General features: G+C 60.7%; 26 protein-coding genes. 18 read left to right on the top strand and 8 right to left on the bottom strand.

Translation table 11 applies throughout. The features are described 5' to 3' along the window. Positions 1-49: 49 nt before the first annotated feature. Complete coding sequence (locus BLL52_RS10205; protein WP_241839113.1) at positions 50-934, top strand: patatin-like phospholipase family protein; 885 nt, start codon at positions 50-52, stop codon at positions 932-934. Positions 935-1,013: 79 nt separating this feature from the next. On the opposite strand, the gene BLL52_RS20765 is transcribed toward BLL52_RS10205, so the two are convergent. Next, on the bottom strand, positions 1,014-1,178 hold the full coding sequence (locus BLL52_RS20765; protein ID WP_156876206.1) for a hypothetical protein: 165 nt from the start codon (positions 1,176-1,178) through the stop codon (positions 1,014-1,016). A 27-nt stretch (positions 1,179-1,205) separates the two neighbouring features. Here BLL52_RS20765 and BLL52_RS10200 point away from each other — a divergent pair, with 27 nt between their 5' ends. The 4 genes from BLL52_RS10200 (at position 1,206) to BLL52_RS10185 (ending at position 4,982) form a co-directional block, all read left to right on the top strand. Next, on the top strand, positions 1,206-1,925 hold the full coding sequence (locus BLL52_RS10200) for an AzlC family ABC transporter permease (protein WP_083633891.1): 720 nt from the start codon (positions 1,206-1,208) through the stop codon (positions 1,923-1,925). Beyond that, on the top strand, positions 1,922-2,254 hold the full coding sequence (locus tag BLL52_RS10195; protein WP_075586562.1) for a branched-chain amino acid transporter permease: 333 nt from the start codon (positions 1,922-1,924) through the stop codon (positions 2,252-2,254). The genes BLL52_RS10200 and BLL52_RS10195 overlap by 4 nt, the downstream gene beginning before the upstream one ends. Positions 2,255-2,553: 299 nt before the next feature. Then, the gene (locus tag BLL52_RS10190) at positions 2,554-3,162 is read left to right on the top strand and encodes a TRAP transporter small permease subunit (RefSeq protein ID WP_075586561.1); all 609 of its coding nucleotides are present in this window, start codon (positions 2,554-2,556) and stop codon (positions 3,160-3,162) included. A 14-nt stretch (positions 3,163-3,176) separates the two neighbouring features. Continuing rightward, positions 3,177-4,982 (top strand): TRAP transporter large permease, encoded by a 1,806-nt coding sequence (locus BLL52_RS10185; RefSeq protein WP_075586560.1) that lies wholly within the window; start codon positions 3,177-3,179, stop codon positions 4,980-4,982. A 77-nt stretch (positions 4,983-5,059) separates the two neighbouring features. On the opposite strand, the gene BLL52_RS10180 is transcribed toward BLL52_RS10185, so the two are convergent. The 4 genes from BLL52_RS10180 to xseB all read right to left on the bottom strand — a co-directional run bounded on the left by BLL52_RS10180 (position 5,060) and on the right by xseB (position 9,507). Further along, the gene (locus tag BLL52_RS10180) at positions 5,060-6,142 is read right to left on the bottom strand and encodes a TRAP transporter substrate-binding protein (protein ID WP_075586559.1); all 1,083 of its coding nucleotides are present in this window, start codon (positions 6,140-6,142) and stop codon (positions 5,060-5,062) included. A gap of 135 nt (positions 6,143-6,277) precedes the next feature. After that, a complete protein-coding gene (gene dxs, locus BLL52_RS10175) occupies positions 6,278-8,149 on the bottom strand; it encodes a 1-deoxy-D-xylulose-5-phosphate synthase (protein ID WP_075586558.1) in 1,872 nt (623 codons plus the stop codon). 81 nt (positions 8,150-8,230) lie between these two features. Next, positions 8,231-9,265 carry a polyprenyl synthetase family protein gene (locus BLL52_RS10170; RefSeq protein WP_075586557.1) on the bottom strand — a complete coding sequence of 345 codons (1,035 nt, stop codon included), beginning with the start codon at positions 9,263-9,265 and terminating at the stop codon, positions 8,231-8,233. Further along, complete coding sequence (gene xseB / locus BLL52_RS10165; RefSeq protein WP_139313364.1) at positions 9,262-9,507, bottom strand: exodeoxyribonuclease VII small subunit; 246 nt, start codon at positions 9,505-9,507, stop codon at positions 9,262-9,264. The genes BLL52_RS10170 and xseB overlap by 4 nt, the downstream gene beginning before the upstream one ends. Positions 9,508-9,642: 135 nt before the next feature. Here xseB and BLL52_RS10160 point away from each other — a divergent pair, with 135 nt between their 5' ends. The 4 genes from BLL52_RS10160 to BLL52_RS10145 all read left to right on the top strand — a co-directional run bounded on the left by BLL52_RS10160 (position 9,643) and on the right by BLL52_RS10145 (position 14,720). Further along, positions 9,643-10,701, top strand: coding sequence for an extracellular solute-binding protein (locus BLL52_RS10160; RefSeq protein ID WP_075586555.1), 1,059 nt, complete (start codon positions 9,643-9,645; stop codon positions 10,699-10,701). Continuing rightward, positions 10,698-12,416, top strand: coding sequence for a GGDEF domain-containing protein (locus tag BLL52_RS10155; RefSeq protein ID WP_075586554.1), 1,719 nt, complete (start codon positions 10,698-10,700; stop codon positions 12,414-12,416). Before BLL52_RS10160 ends, BLL52_RS10155 begins: the two co-directional genes overlap by 4 nt. A gap of 119 nt (positions 12,417-12,535) precedes the next feature. Continuing rightward, positions 12,536-13,663 (top strand): aromatic ring-hydroxylating oxygenase subunit alpha, encoded by a 1,128-nt coding sequence (locus BLL52_RS10150; RefSeq protein ID WP_075586553.1) that lies wholly within the window; start codon positions 12,536-12,538, stop codon positions 13,661-13,663. Between the two features lie 169 nt (positions 13,664-13,832). After that, a complete protein-coding gene (locus BLL52_RS10145; RefSeq protein ID WP_075586552.1) occupies positions 13,833-14,720 on the top strand; it encodes a DMT family transporter in 888 nt (295 codons plus the stop codon). A gap of 96 nt (positions 14,721-14,816) precedes the next feature. Here the strand turns inward: BLL52_RS10145 and BLL52_RS10140 are convergent, their stop codons facing one another. Further along, entirely contained in the window at positions 14,817-15,746 is a 930-nt protein-coding gene (locus BLL52_RS10140; RefSeq protein WP_075586551.1) for an MORN repeat-containing protein, read from the bottom strand. Positions 15,747-16,100: 354 nt separating this feature from the next. Between BLL52_RS10140 and BLL52_RS10130 the strand changes: the two genes are divergently transcribed. The 5 genes from BLL52_RS10130 (at position 16,101) to BLL52_RS10110 (ending at position 19,234) form a co-directional block, all read left to right on the top strand. Then, complete coding sequence (locus BLL52_RS10130; RefSeq protein ID WP_075586549.1) at positions 16,101-17,012, top strand: sulfurtransferase; 912 nt, start codon at positions 16,101-16,103, stop codon at positions 17,010-17,012. A 75-nt stretch (positions 17,013-17,087) separates the two neighbouring features. Continuing rightward, positions 17,088-17,444, top strand: coding sequence for a DUF2946 family protein (locus BLL52_RS21395; protein WP_075586548.1), 357 nt, complete (start codon positions 17,088-17,090; stop codon positions 17,442-17,444). A gap of 74 nt (positions 17,445-17,518) precedes the next feature. After that, entirely contained in the window at positions 17,519-18,136 is a 618-nt protein-coding gene (locus BLL52_RS10120; RefSeq protein ID WP_075586547.1) for an SCO family protein, read from the top strand. A 47-nt stretch (positions 18,137-18,183) separates the two neighbouring features. After that, positions 18,184-18,636, top strand: a complete 453-nt coding sequence (locus BLL52_RS10115) for a copper chaperone PCu(A)C (RefSeq protein WP_075587182.1) — start codon at positions 18,184-18,186, stop codon at positions 18,634-18,636. 154 nt (positions 18,637-18,790) lie between these two features. Continuing rightward, positions 18,791-19,234 carry a Spy/CpxP family protein refolding chaperone gene (locus BLL52_RS10110; protein ID WP_075586546.1) on the top strand — a complete coding sequence of 148 codons (444 nt, stop codon included), beginning with the start codon at positions 18,791-18,793 and terminating at the stop codon, positions 19,232-19,234. 3 nt (positions 19,235-19,237) lie between these two features. Here BLL52_RS10110 and lysA read toward each other — a convergent pair whose 3' ends face one another. Continuing rightward, entirely contained in the window at positions 19,238-20,488 is a 1,251-nt protein-coding gene (lysA, locus tag BLL52_RS10105) for a diaminopimelate decarboxylase (RefSeq protein WP_075586545.1), read from the bottom strand. Positions 20,489-20,604: 116 nt separating this feature from the next. On the opposite strand from lysA, the gene BLL52_RS10100 reads away from it, so the two are divergent. From BLL52_RS10100 to BLL52_RS10090, 3 genes are all read left to right on the top strand, one after another. Continuing rightward, on the top strand, positions 20,605-21,522 hold the full coding sequence (locus tag BLL52_RS10100; protein WP_241839112.1) for a LysR family transcriptional regulator: 918 nt from the start codon (positions 20,605-20,607) through the stop codon (positions 21,520-21,522). Positions 21,523-21,694: 172 nt separating this feature from the next. Next, positions 21,695-21,943 (top strand): hypothetical protein, encoded by a 249-nt coding sequence (locus BLL52_RS10095; protein WP_075586543.1) that lies wholly within the window; start codon positions 21,695-21,697, stop codon positions 21,941-21,943. Between the two features lie 190 nt (positions 21,944-22,133). Then, entirely contained in the window at positions 22,134-22,595 is a 462-nt protein-coding gene (locus BLL52_RS10090) for a high-potential iron-sulfur protein (RefSeq protein ID WP_241839110.1), read from the top strand. 73 nt (positions 22,596-22,668) lie between these two features. On the opposite strand, the gene BLL52_RS10085 is transcribed toward BLL52_RS10090, so the two are convergent. After that, complete coding sequence (locus tag BLL52_RS10085; RefSeq protein WP_075586542.1) at positions 22,669-23,580, bottom strand: dienelactone hydrolase family protein; 912 nt, start codon at positions 23,578-23,580, stop codon at positions 22,669-22,671. A gap of 220 nt (positions 23,581-23,800) precedes the next feature. On the opposite strand from BLL52_RS10085, the gene BLL52_RS10080 reads away from it, so the two are divergent. Further along, positions 23,801-25,042 (top strand): 3-methyl-2-oxobutanoate dehydrogenase (2-methylpropanoyl-transferring) subunit alpha, encoded by a 1,242-nt coding sequence (locus BLL52_RS10080; RefSeq protein ID WP_075586541.1) that lies wholly within the window; start codon positions 23,801-23,803, stop codon positions 25,040-25,042. Positions 25,043-25,181: the final 139 nt, after the last annotated feature.

Raw genomic sequence — 25,181 nt, 5'->3', positions numbered from 1 at the left:
GCTAGAGCCCTAAAACATTTAAAATTTTATGCACCGTCGTTCCCTCCTTGTGTCTGCCGCAAGCCTGCTGGCAGCCTGCAGCACCGCACCGCCGCCCGCCCCAACGCCTGTCGCAGCACCTACCGTGCCAGCCAAACCGCGCCAGCCACGCATTGGCATCGCTTTGGGTGGCGGCGGCACCAAAGGCTTTGCGCATGTGGGCGTGATCAAGGCGCTGGAGGCGCAAGGCCTGCAACCCCAACTGATTGCCGGCACCAGCGCGGGCAGCGTGGTGGGCGCACTCTACGCCAGCGGGTTGGACGGCTTTGCGCTGCAGGAGCTGGCCTTTGCGTTGGATGAAAGCCGGGTGAGAGACCTGAACCTGCGCAGCCCCTGGGAGGGCCTGGTGATTGGCCAGAAGCTGCAGGACTATGTGAACGAGTTGGTGAAAAACCGCCCTATCGAACAGTTGGCCAAGCCGTTTGTGGCAGTAGCCACCCAGGGTGACAACGGCGCGCGGGTGGACTTTGCCCGTGGCAACACCGGGCAGGCAGTGCGCGCTTCCAGCAGTTTCCCGGTGTTTTTCAAGCCGACGCAGATTCTGGGCAAAACCTATGTTGATGGCTGCCTGGTGAGCCCGGTGCCGGTGGACGCCGTGCGCAAGCTGGGTGCCGACATCGTTGTGGCGGTGGATATTTCGGCGCAACTCGAGCGCCGTGTGGTGTTTGACGGCCTGTCCAATGTGATCGACCAGGCCATCATCATCATCATCAAACGCCTGAGCGAGCAAGAGTTGGTGCGTGCCGACGTGGTCATCCGGCCCAAGGTGGGCAAGTTCGGCGCCACCGACTTTGACCAGAAAGACCGCGCTATTTTGGAAGGCGAAAGAGCCGTAGCCCAGGCCTTGCCGGCGATTCGCCTGGCGGTGCAGCGCTGGCAGGCCAGCCATCCGTGACCCGTACACGATAGCCACATACTATATTTTAAATAGCGGTCTGCGCTTTGCATATAGGGGCTAGAGGCCAAAAAGGCGTCTAACAGACGCGCATCAGGATTACCGCCGCACAGCGCTCGATACCGATCATCGCGTCGCTCAGGCGCGTGTCGCCAAACGGTGTGACCGCTGTGGTGAGCCGTTTGTGCGCCACGCCCACCACCGCCCGCCAAGTACAATGGGCCGCTTCAATAGACCTCGTCACCCGCCCCTGCCGGGCTCCGTCCTTCCCATGCGCCCTACCCCAACCGATCCGCCCGCCCACTCGACCACTCATCCGGCACCCCCCATCTCGGTGCTGTCGCTGTCCATTCCGGTGGCCATGGGCTATGTGCCGCTGGGCATGGTCTTTGGCTTTTTGTTTGTGCAAGCCGGTGCCACATGGTGGCTGGCAGGCGCTGCCAGCGCTCTGGTGTTTGCCGGTGCGGCGCAGTTCATGATGGTGCCGATGCTGGCTGGGGGGCTGCCGCTGGCCGCCATCGCGCTGGCCACGCTGGTGGTGAATCTGCGCCATGTGTTCTATGGTCTGTCGCTGCTGAACAAACTGCCGCACCAGCCATGGGCGCGCTGGTATTTGGTGTTTGCGTTGACCGATGAGACCTACTCGGTGCTCACCACGCTGGCGCCGGGTACCACCACCGCACAGATGGTGAGTGTGGCGCTGCTCAATCAGGCTTGGTGGGTGTTGGGCTCGGTGCTGGGCGCGCTTGTAGGCACGCAGGCGCAGGTGCCGCTGGCCGGGCTGGACTTTGCCCTGGCTGCACTGTTTGCGGTGCTGGTGGTGGAGCAATGGCGTGGCGCGCACAGCGCTGCACCGCTATGGGTGGCGCTGCTCAGCTACGCCGCAGCGCAGGCGCTGATGCCACAGCAGGCGCTGCTGATTGCCATCTCGCTGAGCGTGTTGGCGGGCATGCTGCTACCAGCCCCTGTGGCTAAAGAGGTGGCGCCATGATCGACACCGGTTACGCCCTGGGCGCCATGGTCGTGATGGCTGCTGTGACCTTTGGCTTGCGCGCTTTGCCTTTTATGGCCGCCAAATTCCTGCAAAACCACCCGATGGTGCTGCGCCTGGGCCGCTTCTTGCCGCTGGCCATCATGACGCTGCTGCTGGTGCACACGCTGGTGGGCAGCGCCCGTGACAACCCGGCTGGCCCCTGGGGCGTTCTGGCAGCGGTGGCCTGCGTGATCGCGCTGCAGTGGTGGTGGCGCCAGCCGCTTCTGAGCATCCTGCTGGGCACAGCGCTGTATGTGCTGCTGCGCAACCCGACGCTGCGGGCCTAAAGCTGGCAGGCGGTGCCTTAGCGTTTTGCCTTCCTTGGCGCAATGGGCAAAAGCTGCTCAACGCCACTTTTGTCACCGGTCATCGTGCTTTGGCTCGCGCTTCAGTCACTCAAGCCACGTCGGGAAGCAGTCCTGGGGCCTCCTTGCGTCATGTTTTTAGCACCCAAGCGACTGGGGTATGTCACTCCTGCGCTGACAGGGTTTTAAACCTCGCCCGTTACCTGCCCCGCTAAACTCTGTGACTGATCGAAAAATAGCGAGGCTGTGTTGCGGCCTCCACCATGAGAGTTGGAAACACCATGCAAGCGCTGTTAAAGCTAGCCAGCACCATCGACGCGATCAACCGGTTTATTGGCAAACATGTCATCTGGCTGATTTTGGCATCAACCCTGATCAGTGCCATCAATGCGGTGGTGCGCAAGGCGTTCAACATCAGCTCCAACGCTTTCCTGGAAGTGCAATGGTATTTGTTTGCAGCCACTTTCATGCTGGCAGCGGGTTACACCCTGCTCAATGGCGAGCACGTCAAAATTGACGTGATTTATGGTCGGCTGAAAAAGCGCACCCAAACCTGGATTGATATTTTTGGCTTTGTGTTTTTTCTGCTTCCGGTGTGCGCTGGCGTCCTTTGGTTCAGCACACCGTTTTTTCTCAACGGTTTCAACAGCGGCGAGATGTCTGGCAACGTAGGCGGGCTGATCCGCTGGCCGGTCTACGCGGTCATGCCTTTGGGCTTTGCCCTGTTGTGGCTGCAGGGTGTCGCCGAAGTGATCAAACGCGTGGCTTTTCTGCAGGGGCTGATCGACGACCCCACAGTGAAAAAAGTCGACAAGACCGCAGAAGAAGAACTGGCTGAGGCCATTCAACGTCTGGCCCAAGCGAAGACTGCTCAAACCAAATCGGCCTGAAGCCAGGGACACGCATGGAATTCCTTCAGACCAATATGGCGCCTGTGATGTTCATGGGCTTGATTGCTTTCTTGTTGCTGGGCTTTCCGGTGGCCTTCAGCCTGGGTGCCTGCGGGCTTTTCTTTGGTTTCATCGGCATTGAGTTGGGCATCTTGCCTGAAGCGCTGTTGCAGGCGCTGCCGCTGCGCATTTTTGGCATCATGCAGAACGAAACCCTGCTGGCGATTCCCTTCTTCACCCTGATGGGGCTGGTTCTGGAGCGCAGTGGCATGGCTGAAGACTTGCTTGACACCATCGGCCAACTGTTTGGCCCGGTGCGCGGTGGTCTGGCGTTGGCGGTGATCTTCGTCGGCGCGCTGCTGGCCGCAACCACCGGCGTTGTGGCCGCGTCGGTGATTTCCATGGGCCTGATCTCGCTGCCGATCATGCTGCGCTACGGCTACGACCGTCGCGTCGCCTCCGGGGTGATTGCTGCGTCTGGCACGCTGGCGCAGATCATTCCACCGTCGCTGGTGCTCATCATTCTGGCCGATCAGTTGGGGCGCAGTGTGGGTGAGATGTACAAGGGCGCATTCCTTCCGGGGTTCATGCTGATGGGCATGTACGTGAGCTATGTGGTACTGGTCGCATTGATCCGCCCGAACTGGGTGCCAGCACTGCCCCCAGAGGCGCGCACCCTGCGCGCCGACAATGGCAACAGCGGTCTGCCATCGCTGCTGGTGCTGACCGTGCTGTCAGTGGGGGCCTCGCTGTTTTTCGCTACACACATCGCCGATGTGCACACATGGTGGTCGGGCGAGCTCGTGACTGCAGTCGCCAAAGACGAGACGATCGTGGTGTCCATGTGTGTCGGGGTGACGCTGGCCTTTGTGCTCTCCATGCTCAACAAAGTTACGGGGCTGGGCCTGCTCTCGCGCATGGCCGAGCGGGTCACTTTTGTGTTGATACCACCGTTGCTGCTGATTTTTCTGGTGCTGGGCACCATTTTTCTCGGCGTGGCCACGCCCACCGAAGGCGGCGCCATGGGCGCTGTGGGCGCCATCCTCATGGCCACAGTGCGCGCACGCCTGAACCTGTCGCTGCTCAAACAGGCGCTGATGTCGACCACGCGGCTGTCATGCTTCGTGGTCTTCATCCTGATCGGCTCAACCATCTTTAGTTTGGTGTTCCAGGGCGTTGACGGCTCGCGCTGGGTGGAGCATCTGCTCACTGGCCTGCCCGGCGGGCAGATTGGTTTCCTGATCCTGGTGAACATTCTGATCTTTATCCTGGCGTTCTTCCTGGATTTCTTCGAGCTGTCATTCATCGTGGTGCCGCTGCTGGCGCCGGTCGCACAATTGCTCGGCATTGACCTTGTCTGGTTCGGCGTGCTGCTGGCGGTGAACATGCAAACCTCGTTCATGCACCCACCGTTTGGTTTTGCACTGTTTTACCTGCGCAGCGTGGCGCCAGCAGTGCCCTACACCGACCGGGTGACCAAAAAACTAATCCAGCCGATTACCACCATGCAGATCTACTGGGGCGCAGTGCCTTTTGTGGTGATTCAAGTGATCATGGTCGGCTTGATCATCGCGTTCCCTGGCATCGTCTCCAGCGGCCTCGAGAAAAAAGAGGTCTATGACATGGATGCAATCCGCTTGCAGATGGAAAACCAGATGCAAGAGCTCGACTTTCAGGACGCTGGCCCGCCCGAGTCCAACCTCATTGAAGCTTCACCCGATAGCCCTGGCGCCAACGACGATCCCGCAGCAGGCGAGGCCCAGGGGTTTGATGACCCGCTGAAGGACTCAGAACAGGCGATTGTTCAGGAAAAGAAATAGGCGCATTGCCTCGCAAGCCTTGGCGTCAATACGCCGCTTGCCAAGACAAATGCGCCCGGCCCACGTCGCCCTAAGGTTTACAGCTTCACGCCCGACATGTAGTTGTCAAAGCGCAGCTCGGAATAGCGGGCCCACAGAAGCTGGTCGCGCTGGAAGGCCCGCATGTCCCGGTGAATTTTCTTGAATTCAGGTGACTTGGCCTCGTTCTCGGCAAACACCTCCATGGAAGCCTTGAAGCCGGCGTCCATAATTTCCTTGGTGAAAGCCTTGAGCTGGGTCTTGGCACCTACCAAGCGCTTGAGCGCGATGGGGTTGAAGGCATCGTACTTGGCGGTCATGTCACGCGCCGCCACCGCGGTTGCGGCGTCGACCATGGCCTGGAACTCAGGCGTCAGGGCTGCATACGCTTTGGCGCTGATAAAGAACGCCAACTCGGCACCGCCTTCCCACCAGCCGGGGTAGTAATAGTACGGGGCGACTTTGTTGAAACCCAGCTTTTCGTCGTCGTACGGGCCGACGAACTCGGTGGCGTCAAGCGTGCCTTTTTCAAGCGCTTGATACACATCGCCAGCGGCCATGTTTTGTGCCACCACACCGAGCTTTTGCATGGCTTCACCAAACAGACCACCCCCCAGACGCATCTTCAGGCCTTTGAGGTCGGCAACGGTCTTGATCTCTTTGCGGTACCAGCCGCCCATTTGCGTGCCGGTGTTGCCGGCGCTGCGGCTCTTGATGTTGTAGTTGGCGTAAAACGCATCCATGAGCTTGCGCCCGTTGCCGTGCTCCATCCAGGCGTCCATCTGGCGGGCGTTGAGGCCAAAGGGCACCGCACAACCAAAGGCAAAGATGGGGCTTTTGCCGGTGAAGTAGTACGGCGCTGTCTGCGCCATTTCAACCGTGTCGTTTTGAATGGCGTCCACCACGCCGAATGCGGGCATCAACTCGCCACCCGCATGCACTGATACCTCAAACTTGCCGCCTGAAAGAGCTTTGACGGTTTTGGCAAACATTTCGGCACTGCCGAAAATCGTGTCGAGCGATTTGGGAAAGCTCGACGCCAGGCGCCAACGCACTGCCGCCTGCGCGTGCACAGCGGGCGCGGCACCTGCAGCCAAAATTCCCGCAATACCTGCATTTTTAATAATAGAACGACGATCCATCGATTAACTCCTGTTGTTAAGTGCTTGACCACGGCGCCTTGCGGGCAACCCAACCAGTCATTGAAGCCGGATAAGTTTACGAAGCCGCATCCCGTGGATTGGGCGGGTTTACCCGCAATGACTGGCAAATCCTTCTCAAACGGGGGTCATCAAACCCCCAAAACGCGCCTGAATTGCAGCTTCAATACCTGCAGCGTCCAGCCCCATCATGGTCATCAACTTAGCCGGATCACCATGTTCGATGAACTTGTCGGGCAGACCCAGTTGCAACACGGGCCGCATCAAATTGGCCTGCGCCAGCGCCTCCAGCACCGCACTGCCCGCACCGCCCAGGGTGCAGCCCTCTTCAACGCTGACCAGCATCTCATGGTCAGCGGCAATTTGCAATAACAGCTCAGTATCGAGCGGTTTCGCCCAACGCATATTGACCACCGTGGCATCGAGCTTTTCAGCCGCTTGCAACGCTGGGTACAACAGGGTGCCAAAAGCCAAAATAGCCACTTTTTTGCCGGTGCGGCGGATCTCGCCCTTGCCAAATGGCAGCGTTTCCAACGCGCACGACACCGCAACACCTGCACCCGCGCCACGCGGGTAGCGCACCGCCACCGGGGTTTCCTGAGCGTAGGCGGTACTGAGCAGTTGGCGGCATTCGTTTTCGTCGGCTGGACAGGCCAGGCTCATATTCGGAATGCAGCGGATGAACGCAATGTCATACGCGCCAGCATGGGTGGCGCCGTCAGACCCCACCAGGCCAGCGCGGTCCAGCGCAAACACCACCGGCAGGTTTTGAATGGCCACGTCATGGATCATTTGGTCATAGGCGCGCTGCAAAAAGGTGGAGTAAATCGCCACCACCGGCTTCAGCCCCTCACACGCCAGCCCGGCGGCAAAGGTGACCGCGTGCTGTTCAGCAATGCCGACGTCAAAAAAGCGCTGTGGAAAGAGTTTTTCAAACTCCACCATGCCCGAGCCCTCGCGCATCGCCGGGGTGATGGCCACCAGCCGGTTGTCCGCCGCGCCCATGTCGCACAGCCAGTTGCCAAACACCTCGGTGAAAGTGATCTTGGCTGGCGCACTGGCCTTAGCCAGACCCACCGCCGGGTCAAACTTTCCCGCGCCATGGTAGGCCACCGGGTCCACTTCCGCCATCTTGTAGCCCTGGCCTTTTTTGGTGACCACATGCAGAAATTGCGGGCCTTTGAGCTGCTTGATGTTTTCCAGCACGCTCACCAGGGTGTCCACATCGTGCCCGTCAATCGGGCCGACGTAGTTAAAGCCGAATTTCTCGAACAAGGTGATCGGCTTCACCATGCCCTTGGCAGATTCTTCAAAACGCTTGGCCAACTCCCACAGGGGCGGTGCACCCTTGAGCACGGTTTTGCTGGCATTTTTGGCCGCCGCGTAAAACTGGCCGCTGAGCAGCTTGGCCAGGTGCCGGTTCAGCGCGCCCACCGGCGGGCTGATCGACATGTCGTTGTCGTTGAGGATCACCAGCAGGTTGCAGTCGGCCACACCGGCGTTGTTCAGGGCTTCAAAAGCCATGCCGGCCGTCATGGCACCATCACCAATCACTGCAGTGACATGCCGGTCTTCGCCTTTCAGGCGGCTGGCCAAGGCCATGCCCAGCGCCGCCGAGATGGAGGTGCTGGAGTGCGCGGTACCGAAGGTGTCAAAGTCGCTCTCGTCGCGCCGGGGAAAGCCGCTCAAACCGCCCAACTGGCGCAGGCTGTGCATGCGGTCGCGCCGCCCGGTCAGAATTTTGTGCGGATAGGTCTGGTGGCCCACATCCCAAACGATGCGGTCATAGGGCGTGTTGAGCACATAGTGCAGCGCCACGGTGAGCTCCACCGTGCCCAGGTTGGAGCTTAAATGCCCACCGGTTTTGGCCACACTGTCGAGCAGATAGGCCCGCAGCTCGGTGGACAACGGCTCCAGCTGGGAGCGATTGAGCCGCCGAAGATCGTCTGGCGAGTTGATGGTCTGCAACAGTGGATACGTGTGTGTCATGGATAAATGCTCTGATTTAAATAGCTACTCGCGCTTGATACATATGGGCTAGAGGCACTTTTTCTATATAAGTTACAGCACTCAGTGTGTGCGATCAACCACCATCTCGGCCAGCCCCTGCAAGGCGCGCACCTCGGCTAAGCCACTGCGCTTCAGGGCATCCAGTGCCCGCACTTTGAGCGACTGGGCAAAGGCGCTGGCCTCAGTCAGCCCCATCAGTGACACATAGGTGGGCTTGTTGCTGTCAGCGTCTTTGCCGGCGGTTTTGCCCAGGGTGGCTGAGTCGGCGGTGACATCGAGCACATCGTCCACCACCTGAAAAGCCAGCCCAATGGCAGCGCCGAAGTCCTGCAGTGCAGACCATACCGCCGGTGAGGTGTGGCCGCAAGCGGCACCCATCATCACGCTGGCGTTCAACAGCGCGCCGGTTTTGAGGCGGTGCATTTCCTGCAACTCGCTCTCGGTCAAGCGCAAACCGACACTGGCCAGATCTATCGCCTGCCCACCGGCCATGCCGGTGCAGCCGGAGGCGCGCGCCAGCAAACGGCACAGGTGCGCCTGCTGCGCCACCGGCATCTCTGAAGGCTCAGGTGCCAGCAACTCAAAGGCCAGTGCCTGTAAAGCGTCGCCGGCCAGCAGCGCACTGGCCTCACCAAACTTCACATGCACCGTGGGTTTGCCACGGCGCAGCACATCGTTGTCCATGCAAGGCATATCGTCGTGCACCAGCGAGTAGGCGTGAATCAGTTCCACCGCGCAGGCTGCGCGCAGCGCAACGCGCTGCATTTCAAGCCCGTCGTGCGACAAGTGGTGGGTGCTTGGCTGCAGCGCCACACCCCGGCGGGCCGCCTTGTCAGCGTCTTCGTCGCCGCTACTGGTCGCGGTCCCGCCGAACTGCACCGCCTCACAGGCCGCCATGACCAGCAACGGGCGCAGGCGCTTGCCACCATCGAGCACCGCATAACGCATGGCGGCCATCAATTCAGAGGGGGCCTGGTGCGCCAGATGCGCCGAGGCGTCTACCGAAACCCATTGGTCCAGCGCCTGCTCTACAGCAGCGAGCTGGCGTGTCATCCAGAGGTCGATGTCAAAAGGGTGCGCAACAGGAAGTGTCATCGTTCGTCCGAAGTCCAGGTTTTCAAAACGCCTTGGTCCAGCACCTTCACCTGCGCTTGCACGGCAGCCAAGCAATCACGGCAAAAATTCATCAGTTCGGCACCGCGCTGGTACTGGGTGAGCAACTGCTCCAGCGGCATGTCACCCGCTTCCAGCTTGGCAACCAGTTGCTCCAGCTCCTGCAAGGCGGCTTCATAGCTGGCGGGGGTTGCCGCTGGTGCGTGTTTGGAAGCTGTAGCCATAGGCGGATTATCCCTGGGTGCAAAGTGGTGCATTTTAGGCGCTGCCAACCCCCGTTATAAGAGACACAAAATGCCTGTACGATCAAAGGGTCTTGGTAAATCATTGAGATAAATCAACATTTTTGGCACACCGCCATGCGCAGCCTAGAAACCCTCTTACAAACCGGGCGTTGGTCTGGCCTTTGGATGCTGGCCGTGCTACTGCCGCAGTTGGCCTGCGCGGACACTTTGCGGGTGCTGAGCTGGCCAGGGTATGCCGACGCCGACTTGGTCCGGGCCTTTGAAGCACGCACAAGCAGCCAGGTCAACATCACCTACATCGACTCGGATGACGCCTTGTGGGAGCGTGTGCAACGCAACAACGGGCAAGACTTTGATGTGTTTGCAGTCAACACCGCCGAGCTGCAGCGCTATGTCCGGGCGCTGCTGGTCGCGCCCATTGACATCGCCCAAATCCCCAACACAGCCCGGCAGCTGCCACGATTTCGCCAGTTGGAGCGCATCAGCGGCTTGGTGCACCAAGGCCAGCTGTTTGGTGTGCCCTACACCTACGCTGAGATGGGCCTGATTTATGACCGCCAGAAGGTCAAGACACCACCCACCTCCATTGCCGCGCTGTGGGACCCGCAGTACCGCGGCAAAGTACTGCTTTACAACGGCAGCACGCATAATTTTTCGCTGACGGCGCAATCTATGGGCATCAGCAACCCGTTTCAGCTGGCTAGCAAACAATGGCCTGCCGTGGTGAACCAGCTGATTGGACTGCGGCGCAATGCGCTGGGTTTTTACACCCAGCCCGACGAGTCCGTAGCGCTGTTCAGGCAAAAAGGCGCTACCTTGATGCTGGCCAACTACGGCTCGCAGCAACTGCAGCTGCTGCGGGCGGCGGGCGCGGATGTCGGCTACGCCATTCCCAAAGAAGGGACGCTAGCGTGGCTAGACACCTGGGCCATCACCCGCCAAGCCAAAAACACGGCACTGGCGCACGCCTGGATCAATTACCTGCTGGAGGCCGCGCCCAGCCAGGCGCTGGAAATGCGCCAGGGCCTGGCCAACACCGTCAACGAGCCGTCTCAGCTGCGCCCTACAGACCGCCTGGTCTGGCTGCAGCCGGTGGAAGACAGTGCGCGCCGCCAGCAGCTCTGGGAGCGCATTTATTCCGGTGATCGTGCTGCCAAGGTGTTGGCCCCATGAGGTGGGGGCTGGCCACGCGGCTCGGCGGCGTGCTGGCGCTGGTCAGCCTGCTGATGGCGGGCATGACCGGCCTGTATGCCTACCAGGTGGCGCGTGAGTTGCTGGTGCAGGCTGCCAAAGACGAGCTGATGACTGCCACCCAGGTGGTAGCGCGGCGCGTTTCAGATATCCGCCAGGACGCCTCGCGCGACCTGCAACTGCTGGCGCACTACCCGGCCAGCCTAGCGTTGCTGCAAGGGCCACCCGCCGGCCAGGCCGCGCAAGCCGAGCAACTGGCCACCTTGTTTGAGTTGCTGATGAGCGCCAACCCCGCCTACTTCCAGATGCGGCTGATTTCCGCCAGTAGCTACGGGCTGGAGCGGGTGCGTGTGGACCGCGACGGCGACACTTTGCTGCGCGTGCAGGGCGACGACCTGCAGGAAAAACGCCACTACCCTTATGTGTCAGACACTTTAAAGCTGCCCGCAGGCAGCACCTACTTGTCGCGCATTGTCATTAACCGCGAGCGCGGTGCCCATGCCGGGCTGGGTCAACCCACCGTGCAAATGGCCTCGCCGGTGACCAACGCACAGGGTCGGGCGCTGGGGGTGATCGTGGTCAACCTGGATCTTAAAGGCGCGTTTACCCGGCTGGCGGCCGACTTGCCCGCTGAATTCCAGCTTTTTCTGGCCAACCAGCAGGGTGACTTTTTGATCCACCCAGACAGCAGCAAGACCTTCGGCTTCGATGCCGGGCGACGGGTGTTGATGCAAGACGAGTTCCCGGCCACCCGGGCACTGGTGGATGACCAAGTTAGCCAGGTGGTACTGGAAGCCAACACTGGCACCCACGCCAGCATGCCGATGGTGGCGGCCTTCCTGTCCAGAAAAGTCAAGATCGCCAACGGCGAGGGCAAGATCATTTTGGGGCTGGCGCAGCCGCGCAGCAGTGTGCTGAACCGCTCGCACGCGCTGGGCATGACCATTTTGCAAATTGCCGGCGGGCTTGCCCTGACCGGATTTGCGCTGGCTTTGCTGCTGGCGCGCTGGGTGACCCGGCCCCTCAACATCATGAGCACGGCGGTCGCCCGCTTTACCCCCGAGCAACCCATTGCCGGGCTGCCCGTGCACCGCCAGGACGAGTTGGGCCAGCTGGCGCGCAGCTTTGACCACATGCAGCTGCAAATTCGCCAGCAATTCACCGAATTGCAAGCCAACCGGGTGGAGCTGGAACACCTGGCGCGGCACGACGTGCTGACTGGCCTGCCCAACCGGCGCTTGTTCATGGAGCGCCTGGAAAATGCCCTGCAGCGCGCCAAGCGAACCCAGTCAGCACTGGCCGTGATGTTCATCGATATGGACCACTTCAAGAAAATCAACGACAACTGGGGTCACGATGCGGGCGACGCCGCGCTGCAATGGGTGGCGCAGCAGTTGCAAGCCAACACGCGCAAGACCGACACCGTGGCGCGCCTGGGCGGTGACGAGTTTGTGGTGCTGCTGGAAAGCCCGGTGCAGCGCGAGCAGATCGACAGCGTGGCGCAAAAGCTCCTTGACGCCATGCGCGAGCCCTGGTTTTATGACGGCCACTTGTGCAGCATCGGCTTGAGCATGGGGATTAGTGTGTATCCGGAAAACGGCGACACGGCGGATGCCCTGCTCAGCAGCGCTGACAGCGCCATGTACAGTATCAAAAGCGCCAGCCGCAACAATTTTGGGTTTGCCCCTGAGGGTTGATTCGGCCGCCGGAGCCCCCGGCTACAATGGTTCCTGCTTTGTGCCAGCTTTTAGCTGGTTTTTTTCACTCTGCACCTTTGGTGCATCTCCCTGTGGGGAGTCTTTAGGTCAGGTCACCCATGTCTGATTTAAGTCTTCAACTGCAGCAGGCCACCGGCCAACTACCAGTTTCAGCTTATTTTGATGACGCGCTGTACCAGCGCGAACAAGCAACCCTTTTCCAGCGGGGACCACGTTACGTGGGTCACGCCTCAAGTGTGCCCAATGTGGGCGATTACTACGCCCTGGCGCAGGAAAAAGAAGGCCGTATGCTGCTGCGCACCGGCAAGGGCGTCGAATTGGTGTCCAACGTCTGCCGCCACCGCCAGGCGCTGATGCTCAAGGGCCGCGGCTCGCTCGACCAGAGTGGCAGCGCAGGCAACATCGTCTGCCCGATCCACCGCTGGACCTACAGCGGCCATGGTGATGCGCCCGCTGGCACGCTGATCGGCGCGCCGCACTTCCCGCAAGACCCCTGCCTGAGCCTGAACAACTACCCTCTGCAAGAGTGGAACGGCCTGCTGTTTGAAGGCACCCACTGCGACATTGCCGCGGATCTGGCTGGCATGGCCACCCGCGCGCAGCTTGATTTCTCGGGCTTTGTGCTCGACAAGGTGGAATTGCACACATGCAACTACAACTGGAAGACGTTCATCGAGGTTTATCTGGAGGACTACCACGTCGGCCCCTTCCACCCGGGGCTGGGCAGCTTTGTCAGCTGTGACGACCTGAAGTGGGAGTTCAACGAACAGTACTCGGTACAAACCGTAGGCGTGTCCAGCGGTTTTGGCCGCCCCGGCTCACCGGTGTACCAGCGCTGGCATGATGCCCTGCTGGCCTACCGCGACGGCAAACCGCCTGAACGCGGCGCGATCTGGCTCACCTACTACCCGCACATCATGGTGGAGTGGTACCCGCATGTGCTCACCGTGTCCACCCTGCACCCGATGGGTCCGGACAAAACCATGAACATGGTCGAGTTCTACTACCCCGAGGACATCGCGGCTTTCGAGCGGGAGTTTGTTGAAGCCCAGCAAGCCGCCTACATGGAAACCTGCATCGAAGACGACGAGATTGGCGAACGCATGGACGCCGGACGGCGCGCCCTGATGCACCGTGGCGACAACGAAGTGGGCCCCTACCAGAGCCCGATGGAAGACGGCATGCAGCATTTTCACGACTGGTATCGGAGGCAAATAGCGAGGTGAGGCACGGACACTTAAGCGACTCAGGCCGCCCCAAAAACCAGTCCAATCACATCCACAACGGCAAGAACAACGCCCTCGGTCACCGCTAACCTGATTTCTTTCAGCACAAATAAACCATAGCTGCTTGCCCTTGATTGATAAGGGCTAGAGCCGTATTTCTTATATAAAAATGCAAGCCCTGTGGATGGTGTTGGCGGCCTTCTTTTTTGCCACCATGGCGGTCGGCATCAAGGTGGCATCAGGCAGTTTCAGCCTCTGGGAGCTGGTGTTCTACCGTGGCTTGATCAGCGTGATTTTCATGGGGGCAGTTATGCGCGGCCGTGGCATTGGGCTGGCCACACCGGTGCCGATGATGCACGCATGGCGCAGCGTGATCGGCGTGTTTTCGCTGACCAGTTGGTTTTACGCCATCGCCCACCTGCCGCTGGCCACCGCCATGACGCTCAATTACATGAGCGGTGTCTGGGTGGCGGCTTTTGTGGTGGGCGGCGCGCTGCTGTATGGCAAATCCACCTCGCAAGGCCCGCTGATGGCCACCGTGCTGGCCGGTTTTGCCGGGGTGGTGATGATGCTGCGCCCCACACTGGACCAGAACCAGCTGTTTGCCGGGCTGATCGGCCTGCTCTCAGGTTTGGGGGCCTCCATGGCTTACCTGCAGGTTGCGGCTTTGGGCAAGGTTGGCGAGCCAGAGGGGCGCACCGTGTTTTACTTTTCCATTGGCACCGCAGCAGCCGGGCTGATCGGCGTGCTGTTTGACGGCTTCACCGACTGGCATACGGTCAGCTGGCAAGCGGGCGCTTGGCTGCTACCCATTGGCGTGTTGGCCTCGCTTGGCCAGTGGGCCATGACCCGCGCCTATAGCCGTGGCCCCACGCTGCTGGTTGCCAACTTGCAATACGCTGGCATTGTGTTCGCCGCGTTTTATAGCCTGTTGCTGTTTGACGAGCAGATTGCGCCCATCGCCTGGCTCGGCATGGCAGTGATCGTGGTCAGCGGCGTGGCCGCCACCGTGCTGCGCACCCGTGTTTTGCCCAATACACCCGCCGAAGATCACTGAGGCCTTGCGTGCGTCTGGCTTCACAAACCGCGAAGACTGGCATGCCAATGAAGACCCTGGCGGCCCCCTGGCCGCTAGGGAGAAGACCGCTTCATATCACTTGGCGAAGACCGAACAGTTTTTCTTGAAATAGGGCGCCAAGGCTTTAATGCTCGCCTTGGCTTGGGCGCGTCTGGCAGCACCGTCATCCTCGTCTTGCTGACGCAAGGCATCGAGCCTAGGGCCTAACGCGCGCTGCACGTCGTCAAACATGGCTGGCTGGGTGTCAACTTGAGCCGCTTCCATGTGCTCACCGAACCCGCGCTTGACCGCCACCGCAGATATCTTGTTGTAGGCGTTGCCGTAGTAATTCAACATTTTTTTGTCGGGCTTGAAATCGGCATACACCTGCGCTAGTGCCTCAGCCTGATTCAGGCAACGCCCCAACTGGTTAATCGTCGTCATGGCAGCTTCCTCTGCAGCGATAAAGGCGCTCGCCTGGCTCTGACACTGGTCTTTGTCCTGCTCGGCTTTGGGGCAGATGCGTCGGTCCTGAAAACGGCTGTAGAGCATGGGCAGCACGAACTCGTCCTTCTCCCAATAGCCTTGCGCGATCCACTCCTTGTAGGGACTCTGCGTCTTAAGCCCTTCCAGAATGACTTTGTCGTAGATCTGCCGCGTCAGGCCGATGCGGCGGCCGTAAGCGAAGTTGCCCTCGTAACGGACATGGTCATTGATGTAGCTAACCACGCGGCCATGCCATTTACCGTTTGCGCACTGGCCCTGCTCGTAGCTAGTGGGGTTGCCATCCCGGTACCACTGAAGCTTGCCGGTGCCGTGTGCAACGTCATCCTTGCACGCTCCCGTCCATTCGATTTTTTCGTCAGGCACAGGCATCGCGTTCCAGGAAGAGAATTCGCAGGATTTTTCGGTTCTAAGCCATTCGCCTTTTTTTTCGGCGGCTGACGCTGGTGAGATGACGATCAGGGCTGCGCTGAGGCAGAGTGAGGCGGCAATGATGGCGCGAATCGGTGGGCGTGTGTACATGTTGGGCAAATGGCGGTGTTGGTGTTCAGTGCGCCGGGAATGCAAGCAAATTATTCTAGCCCGCGCTTGGCCGCTGGCTTGGCCGCTGGCTTGGCTTGGCTTGGCTTGGCTTGGCTTGGCTTGGCTTGGCTTGGCTTGGCTTGGCTTGGCTTGGCTTGGCTTGGGTGCCTCGGCCAACTGATGAGCGTGAACGTGCGGGCCAAAGGGCTGGCGAGTGGTTGCTGCCGATCAACCGACGAACGCCAGGGGCCAATGGCTCACAGCCCCGTCTTGAACTGCGGACCACTGGCCGTCTCGCCCAGCCGAAGCATGGACAATCTACACAAAATGTCACCCCACTCAAGGAACCGCCCGATGTCCACCACCCTGATCTCCGTTGAACAACTCCTAAACCTGCGCGCCAGCGGCCAGCCGCTGATGGTGTTTGACTGCAGTTTCGAGTTGCTACAACCCAAGCAGGGCGATGTGCAATACCTTGACAGCCACATCGCCGGTGCCGTGCGGGCCGACCTGGATCGGCATTTGTGCTGCTTTGACCCGACGCAGGCGCTGTGTGGCGGCCGCCACCCGCTGCCCCAGCGTGAGGCGGTGGCCGCCTGGCTGGCTGGCGTGGGCTTCAGCAATGACATGCAAGCGGTGGTGTATGACCGCCAGGGCCTGAATTACTGCGGGCGGCTGTGGTGGCTGCTGAAATGGCTGGGCCATGAGGCGGTGGCGGTGCTGGACGGTGGCCTGCAGGCTTGGGTGGCAGCGGGTGGTGCGGTTGCGTCCGGGGCGGGTACAGCAGGTAAAGCGAGTTCAGCGGTTTCAGCAGGCACAGCGGGATCAACGGGTTCAGCGGGTTCAGCGTCCAATTTCACGCTAGCCCCTGCGCTGGTTGCCTGGATCACTACAGAAGACGTAGCAAACAACCTGGGCCGCTCGACGCAGACCATTCTCGACGCCCGCGCCACACCGCGCTTTCTGGGCGAAGTCGAACCCATCGACCCGGTGGCAGGCCACATTCCGGGCGCTTTGAACCGCCCTTTTGCCCACAATTTGCAGGCTGACGGCTTCTTCAAGTCTGCCGACCAGCTCCGAACTGAATTCAACGCCTTGCTGGGCCAGCGCGACCCCGCCACGGTAGTGCACCACTGCGGCAGTGGCGTGAGTTCGGTGCCCAATCTGCTGGCCATGGAAGTGGCGGGCCTGGGTCGCACCCGGCTATACGCGGGTAGCTGGAGCGAATGGTGCAGCGACCCTGCCCGGGCGGTGGCTCAGGGCTGAGCGTTAAGGGGCAGCGGCTGACGGCCACACCCCGGATCGTGACACAGGTCAAGTCACAGGAGTAACATCGCGCCGATGTTGACCAGCCACACCTTGCGCCAGTTCACCCGTTGGGTGGCGCTGTGGTTTGTTTTGTCGCTGGGTGCGGCAGTGGCCTCGCCGCTGATCAACCCGCAGGCCATGAGCCTGATCTGCTCAAGTGCGGGGGCCATGAAAGTCATCGTACAAACCGACGATGGCGCGGTAGAGCTGGGCAGCCGTGGCCTGGATTGCCCGTTGTGCGCCAACCTGGGGGCGCCCCCACCGCAGATCATCCTGCTGGCACAGCTGACGCAGCAGGCGCCTGGTGCACCGCAACCGTCCCTCACCGCCCAACCATCTTCCCAACCGCACGAGCCGTGGCAGGCCCGCGCACCGCCCGTCTTTTCCTGAACTATCGTTTTTATAGCTTCTAGCGCTTATCGCATAAGGGCTAGAGGCAGTTTTAATGCTTATTCTGGAAATGTATGACTTTCACAAACCGCAACAGAGTTCAGGTTCTGGCAGGCACTGCGCTGGCGCTGCTGGTCGCCCTGGCGGGCGGCTGCAGCCGCTCTGACGAGCCCGTGGTCGGCCAGTTCAAGGGGCTGGACATTACCGGCGTGCCGTACGGCAAAGACTTCAAACTTACCGACCACAACAACCAAGAGCGCACCCTGGCCGACTTCAAAGGCAAGGTGGTGATGCTGTATTTTGGTTTTGTGCAGTGCCCGGACGTCTGCCCCACCGCGCTGACCCGCGCGGTAGAGACCAAGCAGCTGCTGGGTGCAGACGGCGAACGCCTGCAGGTGATCTTCGTCACGGTTGACCCCGAGCGCGACACGGCACCGATCCTCAAGGCCTACATGGATGCGTTTGACCCCAGCTTTCTGGCCCTGTCCACCGACGCCCAGCACACCCGTGAAACCGCCGACAGTTTCAAGGCGTACTACAAAAAAGTGCCCACCGGCAGCTCATACACCATGGACCACTCGGCCCTGTCTTACCTGTTTGACCCAAGCGGCAACTTGCGCGTAGCCATGCGCCATGAGCAAACCGCGAAAGACTACGCGCATGACATTGCCCTGCTTCTAAAAACACCGTGATGCCTACCTATCCACCTACCCACTCAATCCAACCCGAAACCCTGACCATGAAAAAACTGACCCTCTCCCTGATCCTTCTGACCACCGCTGTCGTGGCGCAAGCACAGATCACCATCACCGATGCCTGGGTGCGCGGCACAGTGCCAATGCAGCAAGCCAGCGGCGCCTTCATGCAACTCAGCGCCGACAAAGACACGCGACTGGTCGCCGCCAAGTCGCCGGTGGCCAATGTGGTGGAAATCCATGAAATGGTGATGGACAACAACATCATGAAAATGCGCCAGATCCCCGGCCTAGACATCGTGCCCGGCCGCGTGCTGGAACTCAAGCCCGGTGGCTACCACGTGATGCTGATCGAACTCAAACAACAGCTCAAAGGCGGCGACGTGGTTCCGATCACGCTGGTGTTTGAAGACACCGCCACCAAGAAGCAGTTCACGCAGGAAGTTCAAGCGCCGGTGACCGCGCTGGGCGCGGGCAACATGCCGATGAAGCATTAATTCCATTTTCAGATCGATAGGAGCTTAAGCGCGAAGCCGCAGACAGTGCAGACGCACGGCAAGGCGAAGCAACAACAGATCCTATTGATATGGAAACGGAATAAGACGCTGTGCCCCCGCCCTGCTCACCTAATCAACTTTTTAAGAAACACCCATGTCATTCAAAACAGCCTCCCCCCTGCTCGTCAAACTACTGATGGTTGCTGCGCTGGTCGCCAGCGCGTCGCTGGCGCAAGCCAAATCGGTCCCTGGCGACGGCGCTACCCCGGTGGTGGAACTGATGCCGCTGACCATGAAATACGAGGTTGACCTGAAGCTCACCTCCGAGCAGATCAGCGCCCTGGACGCCTACCGCAAAGAAGCCGCACCCGGGCGCATCGCCATCCAGAAAAAGATCATTGCCCTGCGCGGCCAGCTGCGCATGGCGATTCTGGACAACGCGCCCACAGCCCAGCGTGAAGCCTTGATGAAAGACATTGCGGACGCCGAAGTCGCCCACTTCAAGGGCCGTGAGCGTTGTGTGGAATTCATGCGCAAGGCGCTGTCTGCCGAGCAGTTTGCGCAGTTGAAAGACCTGTACCTAACAGGTCTGCGCTAAAAATTACACCGCCTCCAGCGCCAGCAGCTCAGCCACCGTCTGACGCCGCCGGATCAAGCGCGGCAGACCGTCCTCAATCAAGACCTCAGCGATCAGCGGGCGGGTGTTGTAGTTGGATGACATCGACGCGCCATAGGCGCCGGTGTCTTGTAGCACCAGCAGGTCACCCACCTGCGCCACCGGCAATGGCCGCGTGAGCACCACGCCGCCCTCGCCTTGGGTGAACACATCGCCCGACTCGCACAGCGGCCCGCCCACCACCGTGTCCTGAAAAGCGCCTGGCACCGCGCTGCCATCGGCGTGAATGATCTCCATGCCGTGAAAACTGCCGTACATGCTTGGGCGCATCAGGTCACTAAAGCCGGCATCGACCATCACAAACGCGCTATTGCCCATGGTTTTGGTGGCGCGCACCTCGCTCACCAGCACGCCGGACTCAGCCACCAGATAACGCCCCGGCTCAATCTCCAGCACCACGGGGTGACCCAGCAGGTCGGCAATCTGCTGGCGCGCGGCGTCCCACAGACTGAAGTAATGCGCGGTGTCGATTTGCGGTTCACCCGCTTGATACGGAATCGACAGGCCGCCGCCCGCCGATATAGCCTGCAGATCCAGCCCTTGCACCGCGACGACTGCCACCAGTTCGACCATCGCGCCGCACACCTCTTGCAGGTGCGCGTAATCCACCCCCGAGCCAATGTGCATGTGCAAGCCCATCAGCTTCAGGCCATTGGCGCGCAGGCGCTCGCAGGCCAGCGGCAAATCGGTGTGCCAGATGCCGTGTTTGCTGTGCTCGCCACCGGTATTGGTTTTGTTGCTGTGGCCGTGGCCAAAACCGGGGTTGATACGCAGCCAAACCGGGTGGCCGGGGCTCACGCTGCCCAACTGGTCCAGCATGTCGATGGAGCCGCAGTTCACCGGCACACCCAGGTCAGCCACCCGCGCCAGCGTAGCGCGGTCGAGTAAATCAGCGGTAAAAACAATCTCGGCATGGCCGTCATGCACGCCTGGCGTAAAACCTGCGGCCAGCGCACGCTCAATCTCGCCCAGCGACACCGAATCCACCATCACGCCGCAGCGCTTCATCAGTTTGAGGATGTGGGTGTTGGAATTGGCTTTCTGCGCGAAGCGGATCACGTCAAACGGGCGCAGCGCTTCAATTTGGCGCTCGATCGTGCTGGCGTCATAGACCCACAGCGGGGTAGCGTGGGTTTTCGCTAACGTGGCCAGGGTTTGGGGGGTAAATGGGTTCATGCAGTGATGATGCCCGCCTTCACCCATGCCATCAATGCCGATTTATTTCGCCAGCTATTCACTATGGATATAGTTGATGCATGCATCGCGCTCAGCCCCAAGCCACCGCCCCGACCTTGACCCACCGCCAACTGGCCATGTTTCGCGCCATCATGCTGCACGGCAGCCTGAGCCGCGCGGCAGAGGTGAGCGCCTCCAGCCAGCCAACCCTGAGCCGTGAGCTGGCCCGGCTGGAATATCTGCTGGGGTTCACGCTGTTTGACCGGGTGCGCGGGCGTTTGCGCCCCACCGTGCGGGCGCTGGCGCTGATGCAGGAAGTTGAGCGTTCGTTCGTCGGGCTGGATCAGATTGCCGCGCGTGCGCAGGAATTGCGCACCTTGTCCGCCGGGCGGCTGCATCTGGCTTGCCTGCCTGCGCTGGCGCAAGCCCTGGTGCCGCGCGCGCTGCTGGCGTTCCAGCAGACCCAGCCAGAGGCCGCGGTGAGCGTGGTGCCGCTGGAGTCACCGTGGCTGGAGCAGGCCTTGAGTGAGCATCGCTTTGACCTGGGCTTGAGCGAAACCTCTGAGGCACCGGCTGGCGTGGCGCTGCAGCCGCTGTTGCAGGCCAACGAAGTGGCGTTGTTACCCCGCGGCCACGTGCTGGCGCGTCACCATGTGCTAGCGCCAGAGCATTTTGAAGGCGAACGCTTCATCAGCCTAGCCGTAGGTGACCCTTATCGGCTGGCGATTGACCAGATGTTTGCTGCAGCCAATGTGACCCGCATCACTTGCCTGGAAACCGCCAGCGCTGTCGCCGTGTGCGCCATGGTGCGCCAGGGTTTGGGGGCCGCCATCGTCAACCCATTGACTGCGCTGGAGTTGTGTGGGCCCGACCTGCTGGTGCGTCGCTTAAGCGTGCCGATCACCTTTCAGGTCAGCCTGCTGCTGCCAGAAGTGGCCGCGCCACACCCGCTGCGCGACGCGCTGGTGGCAGCCCTGTGCGCCACCGCAACGCAAATGAGCGCTTGTCTGGCGCATCAGGGCGATCCAACCTGACTTGACCGCTCACGGTAAAAACGCTTGACACCAAACGCCATAACTGCCCAACTTTTCGCCCGTTTTTATAGTCAACAGACTCGCATTACAGGCGCAGACTTCTAAGCAGTGCCACACAAAGCACAACCCCTTTCGCGACCGGCAAAAATCATCAATCCCAGGAGCGCAGGCTATGCAAACTGAAACGCTATACAAATCACCCGGCCCGGCAAGTTTTGCCGTGACCGATGAGCGCCTGGTGCTGCTGGAAGAGGTTGATTTCAAGTGGCTGATGACTGGCCAGGGCTGGTGGGTCGATACCGAGCGCTTGCACACCGACACCGGCTACGCCAGCCACTTGCTGCATTTGGTGACGCAAAATCCGTCCGCTGCGCTGCGCAACTGCGCCGCTCGCCTGCAAGCCAGGCTTGAGCTGGGTTAATCGGCGCTGCAGGCCACATAGCCACCTGCCGCAACCTGCTGCAGGCGTTGCTTTTGGTTTTACTTTTGGAAACAGATCCTCAAACGTCCAAGCCGCTTATGTGAGCTAACGCACACGAAAATGACGCGGGCGTCCAGTATGCTGTGCGCTATGCCGATCCGGCATGTTTACAACGACCGAGGAATTCACCATGCAAAAAGCGTCCACCCGTCGAAATTTCATCCAGATCTTCCCGCTGGCCGGTCTGGCGATGATCGCTGCCTGCTCCGACAAGCCCGCACCAGCGCCTGTGGAGCCCGCGCCAATGCCGCCTCCAGCGCCGATCGCGGATCCAGTGACAACGCCGCCTATGGAAGCACCGCCGCCAGCTTCAGAACCCGCGATGACAGCGCCCGCGACATCTTCACAGAGCGGCAGCATGCCCATGGCGGACCCAGCCAGCTCTCAAGCCCAAATGTTGGGCTATGTGGAAAACGCAGCCAATGCCGACAAAGTGAAATACAAAAACTTTGTGGCTGGTAGCCACTGCGCCAACTGCGGTCTGTACCAAGGCAAGGCCACCGACAAAATCGGCGGCTGCCCCCTGTTCCCAGGCAAGAACGTGTCTGGCGAGGGTTGGTGCAGCGCCTGGGTGAAAGTGGTTCCTGTATAAAGACAAAATAGCACCTAAGCCCTTATTTATCAAGTGCTGGTAGCTATTGTTTTTGATAGTTTCACCTCGGAGCTCAAGCAACTCCGTGTGATTTGAACCAGGCCAATGCCCGGGCAAAACCGTCTTCGGCGGCCTCTCTTCGGTAGCTGGGCCGGTAGTCAGCATGAAAGGCGTGTGGCGCGTCTTTGTAAACCACAAACTCGCTGGCCTGGGCGGCGTCGTTGCCTTTGGCAGCGGCGTCTGCCAGCGCATCTTTCATCTGATTCACGGTTGTCAGCGGTATGCCGCCGTCCTGCCCGCCGTACAAGCCCAGCACGGGTGCCTTGATTTGCCCAGCCAGGTCCAGCGGATGTTTCGGGGTAAGTTCTGAGGCCGCGCCCACCAGGCGGCCGTACCAGGCCACACCTGCCTTGACCTTGTTGCTTTGCTCAGCGTAAAGCCAAGTGATGCGCCCACCCCAGCAAAACCCGGTGATACCGACCTTTTTCAGGTTGCCAGCGTTTTCACCGGCCCACTTAACTGCACCGTCCAGGTCGCCCATCACCTGCGCGTCAGGCACCCGAGAAACCACTTCGCTCATCAGCCGGGCCATTTCGCCGTAGCTGCTGGGATCACCCTGGCGGGCATACAGCTGCGGCGCAATCGCCAGAAAACCGGCCTTGGCAAAACGCCGGCAGGTGTCGGCAATGTATTCGTGCACGCCAAAGATTTCCTGAATCACCAGCACCACCGGCAGGTTGGTTTTGCCCGCCGGGGCGGCAAAGTAAATCGGTACCGAAAAACCGTCCACGTCAAAAACGGCTTCGCCGCTGCGCAAGCCATCTGCCGAGGTTTTGATGGCGGTCTGCGCCATGATTGGCATGGCCGCCGCAGCGTAGCCCACGCCAAGCGCGACCTTGAGTGCGGTGCGACGGCTGGCCCCAGCCTCGGTCGACTGGCCGGGCAACAGGGACGAGAAATCCTGGGTCTGGTTGGCATCAAGCACGGGCGTCTCCTTTGATCTAAATCAACAGCTTAACGATCCCAATGGTTCGGTTATCTTGTGGGGAAATAGAAGCCGTTAACGGCTGCGCTTTGTCGGCCTGTCGGCACCGCAGTGATCCTGCAACTCTGGCAGCCCCACCAGGCTAGGTGCTTTACCCGATGCACCGGCTTGTCATTCAACGTATTCTGTGGCGGACCATAAGCCCGCAAGGAGACTTTTCATGCCCCAGCGCAAACCGCTGCACCTGCACGTGCCAGAGCCCACCGGGCGCCCCGGCCGTGACACTGATTTTTCTTACCTCCCCCTGTCTGCTGCGGGTGCCAAGCGCCGCCCGCCGGTCGATGTCGCCGCAGCGCAAACCAACGACCTGGCCTTTGCGCTGATCCGCGTGCTGGACGACTCGGGCAACGCTGTTGGGCCGTGGGCGCCGCAGGTCGACCTAGCGCTGCTCAAGCGCGGCCTGCGCGCCATGATGCTGACTCGCGCGTTTGATGCGCGCATGCTGATTGCGCAGCGGCAGAAAAAAATGTCGTTTTACATGCAGTGCCTGGGCGAAGAAGCCATTGCCTGCGCCCACGCGCTGGCCATTGGTGAGGGCGACATGTGTTTTCCCACCTACCGCCAGCAGGGGCTGCTGCTGGCCCGCGCGGACAACAACATGGTGGACATGATCTGCCAGCTTTACAGCAACGCGCGTGACCCGATGAAAGGCCGCCAGCTGCCGGTGATGTATTCGAGCAAGAAGCAGGGCTTTTTCTCGATCAGCGGCAACCTGGCCACGCAGGTGATTCAGGCGGTAGGCTGGGCCATGGCCAGCGCCATCAAGGGCGACAACAAGGTGGCCAGCGCCTGGATTGGCGACGGCGCCACGGCAGAGTCTGACTTTCACACCGGCCTGACCTTTGCGCATGTGTACCGCGCGCCGGTGATTCTCAACGTGGTCAACAACCAGTGGGCGATTTCCACCTTCCAGGCCCTGGCCGGCGGCGAAGGCACCACTTTTGCAGCGCGCGGCGCGGGTTGCGGCATTGCCAGCCTGCGCGTGGATGGCAACGATTTTCTGGCTTGCTACGCCGCCACAAAATGGGCACTGGAGCGCGCCCGCAGCGGCTTTGGGCCGACCCTGATTGAGTGGGTCACCTACCGCGCCGGCCCCCACTCCACCAGCGACGACCCCAGCAAATACCGCCCGGCCAACGACTTGCAGCGTTTCCCGCTTGGCGACCCGATTGAACGGCTGAAACAACACCTGATCGTCTCAGGGGCCTGGTCGGATGCTGAACACGAAGCCGCGCAAAAAGAGCTTGAAGCCCAAGTGCTGGCCGCGCAGAAAGAAGCCGAGAAATACGGCACCCTGGCTGACAGCCATGCACTTGACTTGGCCAGCATGTTTGAAGATGTTTACCAAGACATGCCCGCGCACCTGATCCGCCAGCGTGCAGAGATGGGAGCAACATCATGAGCGCGAGCAACGACAGCAGCAACGAAAACACCCCCTTGAACGCAGCGCCGAGCCGCCTCAAGCAAGTGAACGCCCCCTCGGGGGGCAGTGCAGTACGCGAAGCGACAAACCCCGGTTCGAGCGATAGCGAGGACCGCAC

The organism is Rhodoferax antarcticus ANT.BR (assembly GCF_001938565.1).
GTDB classification, from domain to species: Bacteria; Pseudomonadota; Gammaproteobacteria; order Burkholderiales; family Burkholderiaceae_C; genus Rhodoferax; species Rhodoferax antarcticus.
This window is presented reverse-complemented; position numbering and strand designations above follow the sequence as displayed.

What these genes read in the sequence shown, in the direction of transcription:
- BLL52_RS10090 (WP_241839110.1), top strand. Translation starts at nt 22,134, where the DNA reads ATGCAAAAAGCGTCCACCCGTCGAAATTTCATCCAGATCTTCCCGCTG.
- BLL52_RS10145 (WP_075586552.1), top strand. Translation starts at nt 13,833, where the DNA reads ATGCAAGCCCTGTGGATGGTGTTGGCGGCCTTCTTTTTTGCCACCATG.
- BLL52_RS10080 (WP_075586541.1), top strand. Translation starts at nt 23,801, where the DNA reads ATGCCCCAGCGCAAACCGCTGCACCTGCACGTGCCAGAGCCCACCGGG.
- BLL52_RS10155 (WP_075586554.1), top strand. Translation starts at nt 10,698, where the DNA reads ATGAGGTGGGGGCTGGCCACGCGGCTCGGCGGCGTGCTGGCGCTGGTC.
- BLL52_RS10160 (WP_075586555.1), top strand. Translation starts at nt 9,643, where the DNA reads ATGCGCAGCCTAGAAACCCTCTTACAAACCGGGCGTTGGTCTGGCCTT.
- BLL52_RS10140 (WP_075586551.1), bottom strand. Translation starts at nt 15,746, where the DNA reads ATGTACACACGCCCACCGATTCGCGCCATCATTGCCGCCTCACTCTGC.
- lysA (WP_075586545.1), bottom strand. Translation starts at nt 20,488, where the DNA reads ATGAACCCATTTACCCCCCAAACCCTGGCCACGTTAGCGAAAACCCAC.
- xseB (WP_139313364.1), bottom strand. Translation starts at nt 9,507, where the DNA reads ATGGCTACAGCTTCCAAACACGCACCAGCGGCAACCCCCGCCAGCTAT.
- BLL52_RS10185 (WP_075586560.1), top strand. Translation starts at nt 3,177, where the DNA reads ATGGAATTCCTTCAGACCAATATGGCGCCTGTGATGTTCATGGGCTTG.
- BLL52_RS10195 (WP_075586562.1), top strand. Translation starts at nt 1,922, where the DNA reads ATGATCGACACCGGTTACGCCCTGGGCGCCATGGTCGTGATGGCTGCT.
- BLL52_RS10095 (WP_075586543.1), top strand. Translation starts at nt 21,695, where the DNA reads ATGCAAACTGAAACGCTATACAAATCACCCGGCCCGGCAAGTTTTGCC.
- BLL52_RS10130 (WP_075586549.1), top strand. Translation starts at nt 16,101, where the DNA reads ATGTCCACCACCCTGATCTCCGTTGAACAACTCCTAAACCTGCGCGCC.
- BLL52_RS10190 (WP_075586561.1), top strand. Translation starts at nt 2,554, where the DNA reads ATGCAAGCGCTGTTAAAGCTAGCCAGCACCATCGACGCGATCAACCGG.
- BLL52_RS10170 (WP_075586557.1), bottom strand. Translation starts at nt 9,265, where the DNA reads ATGACACTTCCTGTTGCGCACCCTTTTGACATCGACCTCTGGATGACA.
- BLL52_RS10200 (WP_083633891.1), top strand. Translation starts at nt 1,206, where the DNA reads ATGCGCCCTACCCCAACCGATCCGCCCGCCCACTCGACCACTCATCCG.
- BLL52_RS10150 (WP_075586553.1), top strand. Translation starts at nt 12,536, where the DNA reads ATGTCTGATTTAAGTCTTCAACTGCAGCAGGCCACCGGCCAACTACCA.
- dxs (WP_075586558.1), bottom strand. Translation starts at nt 8,149, where the DNA reads ATGACACACACGTATCCACTGTTGCAGACCATCAACTCGCCAGACGAT.
- BLL52_RS21395 (WP_075586548.1), top strand. Translation starts at nt 17,088, where the DNA reads ATGTTGACCAGCCACACCTTGCGCCAGTTCACCCGTTGGGTGGCGCTG.
- BLL52_RS10180 (WP_075586559.1), bottom strand. Translation starts at nt 6,142, where the DNA reads ATGGATCGTCGTTCTATTATTAAAAATGCAGGTATTGCGGGAATTTTG.
- BLL52_RS10110 (WP_075586546.1), top strand. Translation starts at nt 18,791, where the DNA reads ATGTCATTCAAAACAGCCTCCCCCCTGCTCGTCAAACTACTGATGGTT.
- BLL52_RS10115 (WP_075587182.1), top strand. Translation starts at nt 18,184, where the DNA reads ATGAAAAAACTGACCCTCTCCCTGATCCTTCTGACCACCGCTGTCGTG.
- BLL52_RS10120 (WP_075586547.1), top strand. Translation starts at nt 17,519, where the DNA reads ATGACTTTCACAAACCGCAACAGAGTTCAGGTTCTGGCAGGCACTGCG.